At 56.1% G+C, this 13,691-nt stretch carries 12 protein-coding genes; 2 read left to right on the top strand and 10 right to left on the bottom strand.

Features of this window, described 5'->3' with window-relative positions; all coding sequences use genetic code 11:
* The first annotated feature begins 219 nt into the window (after positions 1-219).
* Positions 220-1,095 carry a LysR family transcriptional regulator gene (locus RTE01_RS19030; protein WP_141335269.1) on the top strand — a complete coding sequence of 292 codons (876 nt, stop codon included), beginning with the start codon at positions 220-222 and terminating at the stop codon, positions 1,093-1,095.
* 510 nt (positions 1,096-1,605) lie between these two features.
* Here the strand turns inward: RTE01_RS19030 and RTE01_RS19025 are convergent.
* The 7 genes from RTE01_RS19025 to epsC form a co-directional block, all read right to left on the bottom strand.
* Entirely contained in the window at positions 1,606-3,093 is a 1,488-nt protein-coding gene (locus RTE01_RS19025; protein WP_141335267.1) for a cysteine desulfurase, read from the bottom strand.
* Positions 3,080-4,024 (bottom strand): family 2A encapsulin nanocompartment shell protein, encoded by a 945-nt coding sequence (locus tag RTE01_RS19020; protein WP_134526848.1) that lies wholly within the window; start codon positions 4,022-4,024, stop codon positions 3,080-3,082. Before RTE01_RS19020 ends, RTE01_RS19025 begins: the two co-directional genes overlap by 14 nt.
* Before the next feature lie 37 nt (positions 4,025-4,061).
* Positions 4,062-5,237, bottom strand: coding sequence for a molybdopterin-synthase adenylyltransferase MoeB (moeB, locus tag RTE01_RS19015; RefSeq protein ID WP_115192360.1), 1,176 nt, complete (start codon positions 5,235-5,237; stop codon positions 4,062-4,064).
* The gene (locus RTE01_RS19010) at positions 5,234-5,524 is read right to left on the bottom strand and encodes a MoaD/ThiS family protein (RefSeq protein ID WP_041146292.1); all 291 of its coding nucleotides are present in this window, start codon (positions 5,522-5,524) and stop codon (positions 5,234-5,236) included. The genes moeB and RTE01_RS19010 overlap by 4 nt, the downstream gene beginning before the upstream one ends.
* Before the next feature lie 59 nt (positions 5,525-5,583).
* The gene (locus RTE01_RS19005) at positions 5,584-6,012 is read right to left on the bottom strand and encodes a M67 family metallopeptidase (protein WP_134526851.1); all 429 of its coding nucleotides are present in this window, start codon (positions 6,010-6,012) and stop codon (positions 5,584-5,586) included.
* Positions 6,005-6,910 (bottom strand): PLP-dependent cysteine synthase family protein, encoded by a 906-nt coding sequence (locus RTE01_RS19000; protein ID WP_115193923.1) that lies wholly within the window; start codon positions 6,908-6,910, stop codon positions 6,005-6,007. The genes RTE01_RS19005 and RTE01_RS19000 overlap by 8 nt, the downstream gene beginning before the upstream one ends.
* Positions 6,911-6,978: 68 nt before the next feature.
* On the bottom strand, positions 6,979-7,944 hold the full coding sequence (gene epsC, locus RTE01_RS18995; RefSeq protein WP_041146294.1) for a serine O-acetyltransferase EpsC: 966 nt from the start codon (positions 7,942-7,944) through the stop codon (positions 6,979-6,981).
* A gap of 628 nt (positions 7,945-8,572) precedes the next feature.
* On the opposite strand from epsC, the gene RTE01_RS18990 reads away from it, so the two are divergent.
* Positions 8,573-10,138 (top strand): diguanylate cyclase, encoded by a 1,566-nt coding sequence (locus tag RTE01_RS18990; RefSeq protein ID WP_123551632.1) that lies wholly within the window; start codon positions 8,573-8,575, stop codon positions 10,136-10,138.
* A 202-nt stretch (positions 10,139-10,340) separates the two neighbouring features.
* On the opposite strand, the gene ldtA is transcribed toward RTE01_RS18990, so the two are convergent.
* The 3 genes from ldtA to nac all read right to left on the bottom strand — a co-directional run bounded on the left by ldtA (position 10,341) and on the right by nac (position 13,371).
* Positions 10,341-11,282 (bottom strand): L,D-transpeptidase, encoded by a 942-nt coding sequence (ldtA, locus tag RTE01_RS18985; RefSeq protein WP_166793783.1) that lies wholly within the window; start codon positions 11,280-11,282, stop codon positions 10,341-10,343.
* A 114-nt stretch (positions 11,283-11,396) separates the two neighbouring features.
* Positions 11,397-12,347 carry an HTH-type transcriptional regulator Cbl gene (gene cbl, locus RTE01_RS18980; RefSeq protein WP_041146296.1) on the bottom strand — a complete coding sequence of 317 codons (951 nt, stop codon included), beginning with the start codon at positions 12,345-12,347 and terminating at the stop codon, positions 11,397-11,399.
* A gap of 106 nt (positions 12,348-12,453) precedes the next feature.
* The gene (gene nac / locus RTE01_RS18975; protein ID WP_041146297.1) at positions 12,454-13,371 is read right to left on the bottom strand and encodes a nitrogen assimilation transcriptional regulator NAC; all 918 of its coding nucleotides are present in this window, start codon (positions 13,369-13,371) and stop codon (positions 12,454-12,456) included.
* Positions 13,372-13,691: the final 320 nt, after the last annotated feature.

Below are 13,691 nucleotides of genomic sequence, written 5' to 3'. Positions count from 1 at the left end.
TAATCCTTAGATCATTCATGGGAGATATATTTCTGAATGATTGGCGAGCTTAATTTTTATAGCTAACCTTCGCATTAGTAAGTGCTAAACAGAATCAGGAACAGCAGGTATGACGTTTCTGAATTTGACAAGCCGGAAGTAGCTCGGCTTAAATCATTTTCTGCATCATGTCATCTATTGCGAGTATTTGTATAATTCCAATTTTTCAGGATTCGATAAATGTCAGGAATAGATATAAGACTATTGCGTGCATTTGTGACGCTGGCGGAAAAGGGAAATTACAATAAAGCTGCGGAAACCCTGTTTCTGACACAACCTGCGCTTTCAAAGCAGATTCAGATGCTCGAACAGAAGACCGGAGGACAGCTTTTCCTGCGTGGTCGCCATGGGGCGGTGTTGACGATAGTTGGCAGGCAGCTGTTTGCTAAAGCTCATGAGTTGCTGAAATCCCACCGTGATTTTTTAACCTACGCCCGGGAACTCCAGAAGGGGAGTACGGGTAAACTGGTGCTCGGCTTTGGGATCTCTTCGTTTAAAAGCACACCGGTTTGGATCAATATTTTTCGCCAAAAATTTCCCGACTGCGACGTTGTTATCAGCCAAATCCCCTCCAGCGTACAAGTCAGAATGCTGATGGAAGGTGAATTGCATGCTGGTTTTGTCCGTATGCCGGTAACTGAATTATTGGCCTCTCGACTCATAAATAAAGAAAATCTGGTACTGGCTGTCCCAGTAACCGTCGATATTGATCCCGCAGACCTCCAGCATACGCTGGCAGTCCATCCGATTTTATGCATGGATCCAGCCGCCAACCCCTGTCTGGCGGAGCAAACGGCTGCGTTCCTGCGGGATCATGAGCTTATCGCTGAGCCAGTCTCAGCGACGAATAACATTCATTCCCTGCTGGCTTTGATAGCCGGAGGGAATGGTATCGCGCTGCTGCCCGCCAGCGCCGGGAATTTTTTACCTGTGGGAGTCAAGCTGGTTACGCTGGGAACGCAGGTCATATGGAACATTGGTGTGGCGTGGAATCCGAAAATCGACAATCAGGTGCGGGATGAGTTCCTGCAGATTGTCACGCGTGATCTGCCGTAAACGGGTTCGAAACGTCGGGGCGTTTTAGAGTGAAGCCGCACTGGAATTTGATACATTACAGTGTAGTTGCCAGCCAGCGCCCAAATTATTGATTATCACGCACGATAGCACCAGAGTGGATAGCAGGTGATATTTGTAATCGGATCTGTAAGTTGTTGCGGTTGTAAGTACAACTATTTTCGCTGGTTAATAGATTGTCAGTGAAGTTAAAGGTGTAACTAAGTGAACTTCAAATGTTGCTCTGAAATAGCGGTCAGCAAGGTGGTCTTAACAACCCAAATTTTTATTTTTAGCTTATCAATCGGCTATTTAATAGCAAAGTCCCTCCAGTCAGAGGAGCCAAATTTAAGAAGCCTGCTTAGGAAACTAAGCAGGCTTTTTGCTTTTTATCCCCTCCAGACGGTTCATCACGCCGACATCTCAAATAGCCTGGCAACGCCCGGGCGCCGCCAGAGCTCAATCTACAGGCCGTTTTATCGCCGAACACCTGGCTGACCGCGTCGGACAGCGCTAGCGCGAAGCAAACCGGGCGACGTGCTCTGCAAGAAAATCAATCTCCTGCGGCGTATTGTAGAAAGCCAGCGAAGGCCGGACGGTACTTTCATAGCCCAAGCGGCGCAGGATCGGCTGCGCGCAGTGATGCCCGGATCGCACGGCAATCCCGACCTGGCTCAGATAGCGCCCCACGGCTTCATTTTCATGCCCCGCCAGCACGAAGGAGAGCACGCTGGTTTTATTCGCCGCGGTGCCGACCAGCGTCAGGCCCGGAATAGCCGACAGCTTCTCAATGCCATACTCCAGTAAGGCATGCTCGTAGTGCGCAATATTTTCTATCCCCAGGGAAGTAACATAATCGATAGCCGCCCCCAGCCCGACGGCATCGGCAATATTGCCCGTTCCCGCCTCAAACTTATTCGGCGCGGGCTGATAGCGCGTCAGTTCAAAGGTCACGTCGGCAATCATATTCCCCCCGCCCTGATACGGGCGCGCCTCCTCCAGCACGTCCTGTTTGCCGTACACGACGCCGATCCCGGTCGGTCCAAAAATTTTGTGGCCGGAGAAGACGAAGAAATCGGCATCCAGCGCCGTGACGTTGGTCGGGATATGCGAAATAGACTGCGCGCCGTCGATGGCGATGCGCACGCCAAACCGATGGGCAATCTGTACCAGCTCATGAACCGGCGTGACGGTACCCAGCGCGTTGGAAACGTGAGTGGCGGACACAAAGCGGGTTTTGTCGTTGAATAGCCGAATATATTCCTCAACGATCAGCTGCCCGTGCTCATCAACCGGCGCAACGCGGATCGTCGCGCCCGTCTCCTGCGCAATAAGTTGCCACGGCACGATGTTGGCGTGATGCTCGAGCTGCGTGAGGATAATCTCATCCCCCGGTCGTAACAGCGGCTTCACGTAGCTGTGCGCAATCAGGTTGAGCCCTTCGGTGGTACCGCGCACGAAGATGATATTCTCCGGACCGCGGGCGCCGATAAAGCGCGACACTTTCTCACGCGCGGCCTCGTACGCATCGGTGGAACGTGCGGCCAGCGCATGCGCCGCCCGATGAACGTTCGAGTTCTCGTGTAAATAGTAGTGGCTGATGCGATCGATAACCTGCTTCGGGCGCTGGGTCGTCGCGGCATTATCCAGCCAGACCAGCGGATGACCGTCCACCCGCTCGGCAAGGATCGGGAAGTCTGCGCGGATCCGCTCAACCGGGATCTGCCCGACCCGCGCCGGTGGCGCAGGTTGGGTGCCGGAAGCAGGCAGTGCGGCAAACCCGCGAGGCGCGATGTCCGCTCTGCTCTCCTGGCCCAGCGGCACCACCCTCGGCGCGTAAGCGGCCTCTCCGGCACGCGGGCGTGCGGGCGAATCGCCCGACAGGCCTTGCAGATCCCGCGCGTCGGGCAGGCCATAATCGCGCGCAGAAGGCGCCTCGCCCGCCTCGCCGGGCCATCCGCCCGGCGCGTGGGGAAGCGTGAATAGATTACTCGTAGTCATAATATTCCCCCACCTCAACGTCTTCCAGCACGGCAATGGCGTCATCGGCGAGGATCGCGGCGGAGCAGTAAAGTGAGAGTAAATAGGAGGCCACGCCGTTATCGTCTATTCCGCGGAAGCGTACCGACAGCCCGCGAGACTGTTCGTTTGGCAGCCCTTCCTGATAAAGCCCCAGCACGCCGCGTTTGCTTTCACCGGAACGGATCAGCAGGATATTGGTTTTCCCGCCCTGGCCTTTCGGGTTTTTCAGGCCATCAACAAACAGCTTATCGGAAGGAATAAGCGGAATACCGCGCCACAGGATAAAAGTACCGCCCTGTAAATTCACGGTAACCGGCGGGACGCCGCGTCGCGTGGCTTCACGCTGAAATGCGGCAATCGCGCGCGGATGGGCCAGGAAGAAGGAGGGCTCCTTCCACACTTTTGACAGCAGCTCATCCAGGTCATCCGGCGTCGGGCGGCCGTTGCGGGTCTGAATACGCTGCGAATCATCGATATTTTTCAGCAATCCATATTCATCGTTATTGATAAGCTGGCTCTCCTGGCGCTCGCGCAGGCTTTCAATCGCCAGCGCAATTTGCTCTGACGCCTGATCGTAAGGCGAGCTGTAGAGATCGGCGATTTTGGTATCCACGTTAATAATGGTCGCAATCGAATCGAGCTGGTATTCACGCGGCGTGGTCTGATATTCGATATAGCCCTGCGGTATCTCAACGCGGGTCGGGTCCTGGCTGCACAATGCGTCGAGCGGCGTTTCGCCCTCCACGACCTTGTTGACCCGATAAATCCCCGACTCCAGGCCCTTATAATCGAGGAAACGGCTGATCCAGCGCGGGGTAATTGCCGCAAACTGCGGAGCCGTTTTGGTCACGTTCGCTAACTGATACGCGGCTTCACGCCCCAGTGCATTAATGCCTTTTTGTTCTGCCATGATGATTCCTTAGTGTTTGAAATAGTGGAGCTGAAGGTTAGTACTGCGGCAAACGGGTATCGACATCCCGCGCCCAGGCGTTTAGGCCATCTTTTAAATTCATCACGCGCCCCTGATAACCCGCGCGCTGCAGTGCCCGAATCGCGAAAATACTGCGCTGCCCTATCTTGCACAGAAACACCGCATCGACCGTCGGATCGAATTCGCCGATGCGTCTGACTATCTGACCCAGCGGCATCACTTTTGCCTGCGGGAATTTGGCAATCGCCCTTTCGTGGGGCTCACGAATGTCGATCAGCTGCAGGGGTTTTCCCTCCTCTATCCAGGCGTGAAGCTCCCTGGCCGTGACGCTTTCAACCGGAATTTCCGCCTCATCGGGTTTCAGCCCGCAAAACTCTTCGTAATCAATCAACTCATGAATCGACGGATGCTCACCGCACACCGGGCAGCCGGCATCCCGCTCCAGCCGCAGCTCGCGCTGCTTCATCTGCCACACGTCGAAGAGCAGCAGACGGCCAATCAGGCTCTCGCTGCCGCCGACGATAAGCTTGATCGCTTCCGCCGCCTGGATGGTGCCGATAATTCCCGGCAGCACGCCGACCACGCCGCCTTCCGCGCAGGAAGGCACCAGCCCCGGCGGCGGCGGCTCGGGATAAAGACAGCGGTAGCACGGCCCTTCCCCGGCATAAAAGACGCTGGCCTGCCCTTCGAACTGGAAAATGGAGCCGTAGACCAGCGGCTTACCCAGCAAAACGCAGGCATCGTTGATCAGATAACGGGTGGGATAGTTATCCGTACCGTCAACCACGAGGTCGTATTCGCGAATAATCTCGAGCGCGTTTTTACTGCTCAGGGTGGTGTTATAGGTCACCACCTGAAGGTCGGGATTAATCGCTTTAAGCTTGTCTTTCGCCGAGGCGACTTTGGGCCGGTTGAGATCTTTGGTGCTATGAATGATCTGCCTTTGCAGGTTGGAGATTTCGACAAAATCAAAATCGACAATCCCCAACGTCCCGACCCCCGCAGCGGCCAGATAAAGCGCCACCGGCGCTCCCAGCCCTCCGGTGCCGATAATCAGCACGCGGGCCGCTTTCAGACGCTTCTGCCCCTCAAGCCCCACTTCCGGCAGCAGCAGATGGCGGCTGTAGCGGGCAATTTCCGCATGCGTCAGCTCCGTCAGACGGTCGTCAGCAATAATGCTCGGTCTGCTCATACCGCCTTCCCGACGCCGCCTGCAATGGCGGGGACCAGCAGCACCTCGGCGCCCTCGCCGATCGGGGTCTCCAGCCCGCCGGTGGTTTTAATATTGTTCTCCCCCACGTACAGATTGATAAAGCTGCGCAGCTCCCCCGCGTCGTCGTACAGATGCGGCTGAATGTCAGGGAAACGCTCCGCCAGCGCGGCGACCAGCTGCCCAACGGTGTGGCCTTCGAGGGTCACTTTCCCCTGGCCATCGGTGAAGGCGCGAAGTGCGGTGGGAATCAGTAATGTCGATGCCATAGTGGTAATCTCTCCGTGTTTTTTTCTGGATTCAGGCAGCGTGCTGCCCGTTATTCGCGTTATAGAACGGTGCGCACGTCCTCCGGCAAAAAGCGCTGGCGGTCCTGCGTCAGTCGCCAGCTGGTGAGCGCGCCCGCCTGCCGCTGCGCAACCGCAACGATGATGTAGGCGTAAAACGGCAGCGCGTGTTCGCGGTCAAATTCCGACGGAATGGCCGGATGATCGGGGTGCGAATGGTAATAGCCGACCACGTCCACCTCCTGAGCCAGCGCGGCGCGTTCCGCCCGCAGGGAGTCGTCGGCGGTGATGACAAAACGGTGGTACTGCTCCTCCGACTCGCGGGCATTGACGATAGGAAAAATCGCCGTCACGCGGGCATCACCCTGGGCGGAGAAATGGCCAAAGAGCGCGCCGCAGCACTCGTTGGGGTAGGCCTTTTCCCCTTCAGCGCTAATCTGCTTTGCAATTTCGCGGGTTAATTCAATCATTGGTTTCATTCCAGAAAGAGTCAGCCAGATAACGCGAGCCGACATCACACAGCAGCGTGACCACCACCGATCCCGCTGGCAGCGTGCGGGCCAGCCTGGCGGCGGCGGCAACGTTTGCCCCGGATGAAATGCCGACAAAAATGCCGTCCCGCCGGGCGAGGCGTCGTGCGCTCGCATAGGCCTCCTCGGTAGTGACGGAAATAACATCGTCGAACAGGGTTTCGTCGAGAATGCCCGGCTTGATGCTGCTGCCCATATGCTTCGTTCCTTCAATGCCGTGGAACGGCGAAGCGGGCTGCACGGCGAGCGTTTTCACCTGCGGATCCTCATACTTAAGCCGCCGCGCGGTGCCGACAAAGCTGCCGGAGGTGCCCATACCGGCGACAAAATGGGTGACTTGCTGTCCGCTCTGCTCCCAGATCTCTTTTCCGGTCGTTGCGAAATGCGTATCTGGATTGACGGGGTTGTTATACTGGTCGGGATAAAAATAGCGTTCCGGGTGCGCCGCGACCTGCGCCTGAACTTCTATATAGGCGCCGTCAGAGCCTTCAAGCGGATCGGTTTCCACAATCGTGGCGCCATAATGGCGAATAATACGTTTGCGCTCCGGGCTGGTATTCTGCGGCAGATACAGCCGGACGCGATATCCGAGCGCCGCGCCAATCATCGCGTAGGCAATGCCGGTATTGCCGCTGGTCGCATCAATAATTGTTTTATCCGGCGTTAATAAACCCCGCGCAATCCCGTCCAGCACCATGGCTTTCGCCGCGCGGTCTTTCACCGAGCCGCTGGGGTTCATAAACTCTGCTTTTGCCAGCAGTGTTACGCCTGGCAACTCTGCGGCAAAAGAGGGCAACGTTATTAACGGCGTAGCGCCGATCGTTTCAAGTAAATTCATAATGATTATCACGCCGTTATTTTTATCTATCCCGATGCGCCGGCCATTCCATTTTATTTTCGGCAGAATTAAATCCCGTCGCCGTCGCTGAAATGTTTTTGCTGAGCTCGCGCCTGTTGCACATTACTGTCCGGCGGAACATCGCGGGTTAGCCATATATTCCCGCCAATGCTCGAACGCGCACCGATAGTAATTCGTCCTAATATTGTTGCGCCGGCATAAATAACGACGTCATCTTCTATTATCGGATGGCGCAGGTAGTTTTTTAGTAACTGCCCGTCTTCACCGGCAATAAATCGTTTCGCCCCCAGGGTAACCGCCTGGTAAATACGTACCCGCTTACCGACGATGGCCGTTTCGCCAATCACCACGCCGGTCCCGTGATCGATAAAGAATCCGTCATCAATCTGCGCCCCGGGATGAATATCTATCCCGGTCTGGCCGTGCGCTTTCTCGGTTATCATGCGCGCCAGCAGGGGCAGATCGAGCTGATGCAGTTCGTGGGCCAGGCGATAGTGGATAACGGCATGAATTCCCGGATAGCAGAGCAGCACCTCATCCATGCTGCGCGCGGAGGGATCGCCCTGATAGGCCGCGAGGATATCGCTGTCGAGGCGCTGGCGGATAAGCGGCAAGCGGTTAGCAAACTGCTGGACTCGCCTGACCGCCTCCTGCGTCAGCGCGTGGCTCGCGCCCTGCTCATCCTGCTCATCGGACTGATAGTAGAGTTCCAGAAGCGCTTCTTCGGTCAGCCGGTCAAGCGAGGTACCTAACAGGTGGCCGACGTAATAATCCTCGCCCTCTTTGCGTAATTCGACATCGCCCAGCCGCATCGGATAAAGCACTTTTATCAAAGTATCGGTAACGGAATTAACGCTTTCACGGGAAGGCAAACTGCGTTTATTACGATAGTTATTTTTCGAATGTTCATCGCGCCACGCCTGACGAACGTGACGCAGTTCATCGACGACATTATTTAAATGCCAGTTATTTTCTCTTTTCGGTAGGAGATACAATTCACCCGCTTCCGGCATAATAATATCCTTCTTAACAGCACATCGATAAATCTGTTTTCTGCGTTACCTCACTTTTATGCATTACCCACATTAAAAACAAATAACCTTATTGACTTTGAATAGCTGAAAAGAATAAATACTTACGAATCAAGATACTAAATTCAGAATGGCCTTAAGCCAGCGCTATTCAATATGACAGGCGCGCTTCCACCCGCAGTCAACGCGCCGGCCAGGCCGGCGGACACGGGGCCGAGTCTGTCCACAAAGTGGCTAGCTAACTCTGTGGATAACCTGGAGTCAGATTGCTGCAGAGGGCGTGAGGTCGACCATAGCGCCGAATGTGCAAATTTTAACCAGCAGCGAATTGCGTGCTCTATCCGCCGCCCGCTATCTCATATTTATTTATGTGCCAATGCATATCGCAGTATTATATGAAGCGTCTTATCCGACAGCCTGTAGCGATGAAGGCGGTTCGCCGCAAGCGGGTGAAGCCATCCTGCCCTGAGGATGCCAGGTCTCAGGTGAGGAGAATCCTGGCGTTACCGCTGTTCCTTAGCTATATACATATCGGAAAATTTTTGACCTCTCCAGGGACGGGACTATCCGCAGCCGGTTTGACGGGATGGTCTGAATTACAGGTGAACTGATGTTCAGCAAAAAACCCTTTCTCCGACCTATGCTTATTTTGCTCACAACCGGAGGCGTTGTACTCACGTCACTCCTGTTGTCAGGAACGATGCTGCTTTTCCAAAGGAACAATATTGAGGAGTCGCTCCTTGATAGCAATCAGGCCTATGCGCGAAAGCTTGCCGACACCACCGACCGCTACCTGACGTTTGCCCAGCGTGAGCTCGCCTGGAGCGCTGCGTCGGTCCGCAGCACCTCTTACAGCCAGAATGAAGTAGATCGGCTTCGTCTTCAGTCCGGGATGTTTAACTCTGTGGGGGTGGTCAATGCCCAGTCGGTGCTGGTTTCGACCTCCCCCTACTTACCGGCGCTGACGGGGGTGACGCTGCATTCACAGGCTAACCAACGGGCTCTGGCCGCGCGATCGCCCTTGATTTCAGACCCGTTCACGTCGGTTGCCGGGAACGAGATGATCCTGCTCTCGCAGCCCATTCTGGCACCCGATGGCCGCTATCTGGGGTATTTGGGTGGCAGTATCTATTTGAAAAAGCAGAGTTTGCTGAGCGATATTCTGAGCCTCCATTTCTATGAAGACAACATCACCATCAGCGTCGTCGATAACAATGGCCGGATTATCTTCAGTAGAGATACGTCCCAAAAGGGTTCGTTCCTCTCCATGCCTGCACAGATCCGGACTGCGTTACAGGCGAACAAAAGCGGGCACTATACCGGACTCTATGGGCAGCATAAGAGCCTGGTCGGCTATGCCAGCCTTAACCAAACCAGCTGGAATATTTTCGTTTCTACACCCGCCAATACGGTCACCCGCATGCTATGGCGGACGGTCGAAAAAATCTCCGGGTTTGTTCTCGTTATCCTTGTGCTGGTTGCGGGAAGCGTGGCCCTTTTATCCTCCTGCATTGCGCGCCCGCTGGAGCAGCTTGCAGGGCGCGTTCGCGCCACGGACAGCCTGACATCGCCGGAAAAACTCTCGACTATCAAGGCCTGGTACCAGGAAGCCGACATGCTGCGAAACGCAATGCAGAACAGCTTCCGCTCGGTATCGGCCCGCTTCGCCACGCTGAGCGATGAGGCGATGACGGACCCGCTGACCGGGCTCTATAACCGCCGGGGATTTCATGAGCAGTCGGCGCGCGTTGGGGCCGCAGAGGATCAGTACGCGATCGCCATAGACATCGATCATTTTAAAACCATTAACGATCGGTTCGGGCATGATGCGGGAGACCTCGTGCTGGTTCGTATTGCTGACCTGCTGAAGCAGACCTGTCGGGATGGGGATATCATTAGCCGCTTCGGCGGGGAAGAGTTTATTGTTCTGCTCCCTGACTCGACGCGTAACGGAGCAATGACCATGGCGGAGAGGATCCGCAGAGTCATGGCCGGGGCCACCTTCTCTCGCGCAGGACATATCACCATCTCCGCGGGCGTGGCCGGGCTGCGGGAATGCGGTGGCGACAGGGAAAAGCTCCTTCGCATGGCCGACCAGGCTCTCTATCAGGCCAAACAGCAGGGACGAAATCAGGTCGTATTCAGCGAGATTATCCCTGAGCCCGGCAGTCAATGAGCACCAGCGGGATAGTGAACGTCAGGCCTGCGTTTCCGGCGCTCCGGGATTATCCCCTGGCCATAGCGACGCCTGCCGCGGCTATCGGCAGAACAAGCGCTTCTTAAGCCAGAACGCTCTTCGCCTGATGAGCCCATTAAAAAAGCCTGCTGAGGGAACCCGGCAGGCTTTTGTTTTCTAAACGCTTAACCGCTCAGCTACGCTAGCCGCCGAACGTGGACTGTACCGCTGAATAGCCGATATTTACCGGCATTCCGGAACGACGCAGCATCGCCTCACTGGCCCGGTTCGTCTCCACGCCCTCGCCCTGCACAAACGCCTGGATCCCCGTCGTCATGGGCAGCGGCACCTTTCGGTCCGACTCGTATTCCGCGCGGTTGCGCGAGAGCGGCTCGTGAACTTCCAGCCAGCGGCTGCCGTCCGGCTCGAGGCTATATTTCACCGGCCGATCGATAATCTGCACCCGCGTCCCCACCGGAACGTTGTCGAAGAGATACTTAATGTCATCGTTACGCAAACGGATACATCCCTGGCTTACGCGCAGCCCAATACCAAAGTTCGCATTAGTGCCATGAATGGCGTACAGCCTGCCGATATAGATAGCATACAGACCCATCGGGTTTTCCGGGCCGGCTGGCACGAATGCCGGCAGGCTTTCCCCTCTTTTGGCATATTCGCGGCGAGTATTGGCCGTTGGTGTCCAGGTTGGCGCCTCCTGCTTACGCTCCACCGCGGTCACCCAGTTGCGCGGTGTTTCACGGCCAGCCTCGCCGATGCCTATCGGCAGAACCTCAACCGTGGTCCCCTCCGGCGGATAGTAGTAAAGGCGCATTTCCGCGACGTTGACCACAATCCCCTCGCGCACCGTATCGGGCAGAATAAGCTGCTGCGGGACGATCAGCGTCGAACCCGACTTCGGTAAGTAGACATCCACCCCGGGGTTGGCTTCGAGCATATTGCTCAGCCCTTGCCCGTACTGCGCGGCAAACGCCTCCAGCGGTAGCGTATTACCGTCCGGGACGATGATGGTTTGCGGACTCCCCACCAGGCGGCTTCCTTCCGGCGGCAACGGGTAGCTAACGCCCAGAACGCTCTGGCTTGACAGGATAAATAACAGAGAACAAAGCAGTTTCACACGCCGCACCATTTCCCTTCCTCAGTCGCGACAATCGTGAATGAATTATAGCTTTATTATCGAAATCTTATATACCAGCTCACGGCGGTGGGCCACGTTCCCCTGTCCACTGCCGGTACGCCGTTAGATTTGGTAATCGATCGCCGTCTCTTCCGGCTCCATCGCCTGGCGTTTAATTTCATCCAGCGACAGCCCGGCGTTACACAGCTCGATAAAGCGCCAGACGTAGTTACGCTGCAGCTGCCCGCGCTTTAGGCCTAGCCAGACGGTATTGGCATCGAACAGGTGCCGGGTTTCGAGACGCGTGAAGGTGTCAGATTCCCTGGCGTCACCCGACTGCTCGGCGACCAGCCCAACCCCCAGACCAAGCTCAACGTAGGTTTTAATGACGTCGGAATCCTGGGCGCTGAGCACGATATCCGGCATCAACCCTTTGCGATTGAAGGCCTCATCGATACGCGAGCGTCCGGTAATCCCCTGACGATAGGTGATCAGCGGCCAGCGAGAAATGGCCTCCAGAGTGAGCGGATTCACCTGGACCAGCGGATGATCTTTTGGTACCAGCAGGCTGTGGTGCCAGCGGAACCAGGGGAAGGCGACCAGCGTCGGGTCGTTGCTCAGCCGCTCGCTGGCGATGCCGATATCGGCGCCGCCGTTATGCAGCAGGGCTTCGATTTCCTGCGGCGTCCCCTGCACCAGCTCCAGGCGAACGTCGGCAAACAGCTCGCGAAACGCTTTAATCACCGGCGGCAGGCTATAGCGCGCCTGGGTATGCGTCGTGGCGATGGTCAAGACGCCCGAGGCGTCGTTGGTAAACAGATCCGCAAGACGGCGGACGTTGCTGGCTTCATTAAGAATGCGTTCGGCAATCGAGAGCAGCGCTTTACCCGGTTCCGTCATCCCCAGCAGACGCTTGCCGCGCCGGATAAAGATTTCGATCCCCAGCTCTTCTTCGAGTTCACGAATATGACGGCTGACGCCCGATTGCGATGTGTAGAGCATATTGGCGACTTCCGTCAGGTTGTAGTCCTGACGGGCCGCTTCACGAATTATTTTTAGCTGCTGGAAATTCACCCTTTCCTCCGGGCTATCAGACATAACATATGCTCTATTGTTAAAGTCTGTTGTCCTTGCTAACAAATAATAAAAACCAGCAACTTATTCCATTCTGGAATATACGCTAACTGACCAGCAGCAGCTCACGGTTCTCCAGCGAAGGGCGGCTCACCAGCGACAGTAAAATTTCCTTCACCGCCTGCGCCTGCGGCGACAGACTGCCCTTGGCAGACATATTCAGCGATAGCGACAGGCTCATTGACGGCGTGCTGATACGCGCCATCCAGCCGTTAGCGGCGCTACACAGCGAGCGAGCGGCGGATTCCGGCAGCACGGTGGCCCCCATTCCGCTGGCGATTGCCGCGGTTAAGGTGGTAATCGACTCGATTTCGCCGATGATTTTTGCCGACAGACGACGTAGCGTGAAGGCTTCCGTGACCCTCGCCCGCACCGCGCTGTAATCGCGGGGCAGGAACAGATTCATCTCGGCGACCGCCGTCAGGTCAACGCTTTGCCCCGGACAGTCTCGGGTACCGACCAGATAGAGGTCCTCTTTCAGCAGCGGCTGGCTGACGATACCGGCAACCGGAGACCGCTCGTACAGTACCGCCATATCCAGCTGACCGCTGAGCAGCTTATCGTTAAGGATAGTCCCACTGCTCTCCTGCAGATACACCATCACTTCAGGAAGCTCGTTACGGACCGTTTGCAGCAGCGGCATCGTAATGGCGGATGCTGCGGTTCCCGGCGCAAGCCCGATAGAGACCTGGCCGCTGAGGATATGGCCCACGTTATTGACCGCCAGCTGCGCCTGCTCGCACTGGCGCAGAATGGTCCGGGCGTGGGTATAAAGGATTTTCCCTGCTTCCGTCGGCGTGACGCCTCGCTTAGTGCGAATCAGCAGCTGCTGGTCCAGTTCACCTTCCAGGGTCGCAACCTGCTGACTCAGCGCGGGCTGTGCGATATGCAGGACTTCGGCTGCCTGAGTCAGACTGCCAATATCGACGATTTTCACAAAATACTTCAGTCGTCTTAAGTTCATTTTGCCTCCTGTAAGGAACGCCAGTACCAACGCTGGCAGTTGAGATACAGTAGGTTTTGCAATTTACTTGCCAGTTTTATTATCCCCGGCGCAAAAGCCGCTGGACGCCGCGTAATAAGCGATTCCGATTGCTGCAGGGGATTTTTTTGCCCGGTAAGCGGATTACGATATGCCCCATAAGGGGTACATTTGCACCATCGCGGTGCGCAACGGCGCAAAAGTGAGTGAACCTCGGCAGACTGCTGAAATTGTCAGCAGTCAAACTCATTCCGATGATTCAGCCTTTGACAAGGTGGAGCACCGCCGTTAATATGCGCCCC

Origin of the sequence: Klebsiella terrigena (assembly GCF_006539725.1) — a bacterium.
Classification (GTDB): domain Bacteria; phylum Pseudomonadota; class Gammaproteobacteria; order Enterobacterales; family Enterobacteriaceae; genus Klebsiella; species Klebsiella terrigena.
The sequence above is the reverse complement of the archived record's forward strand: the minus strand, read 5'-3'. Positions and strand labels throughout refer to the sequence as shown.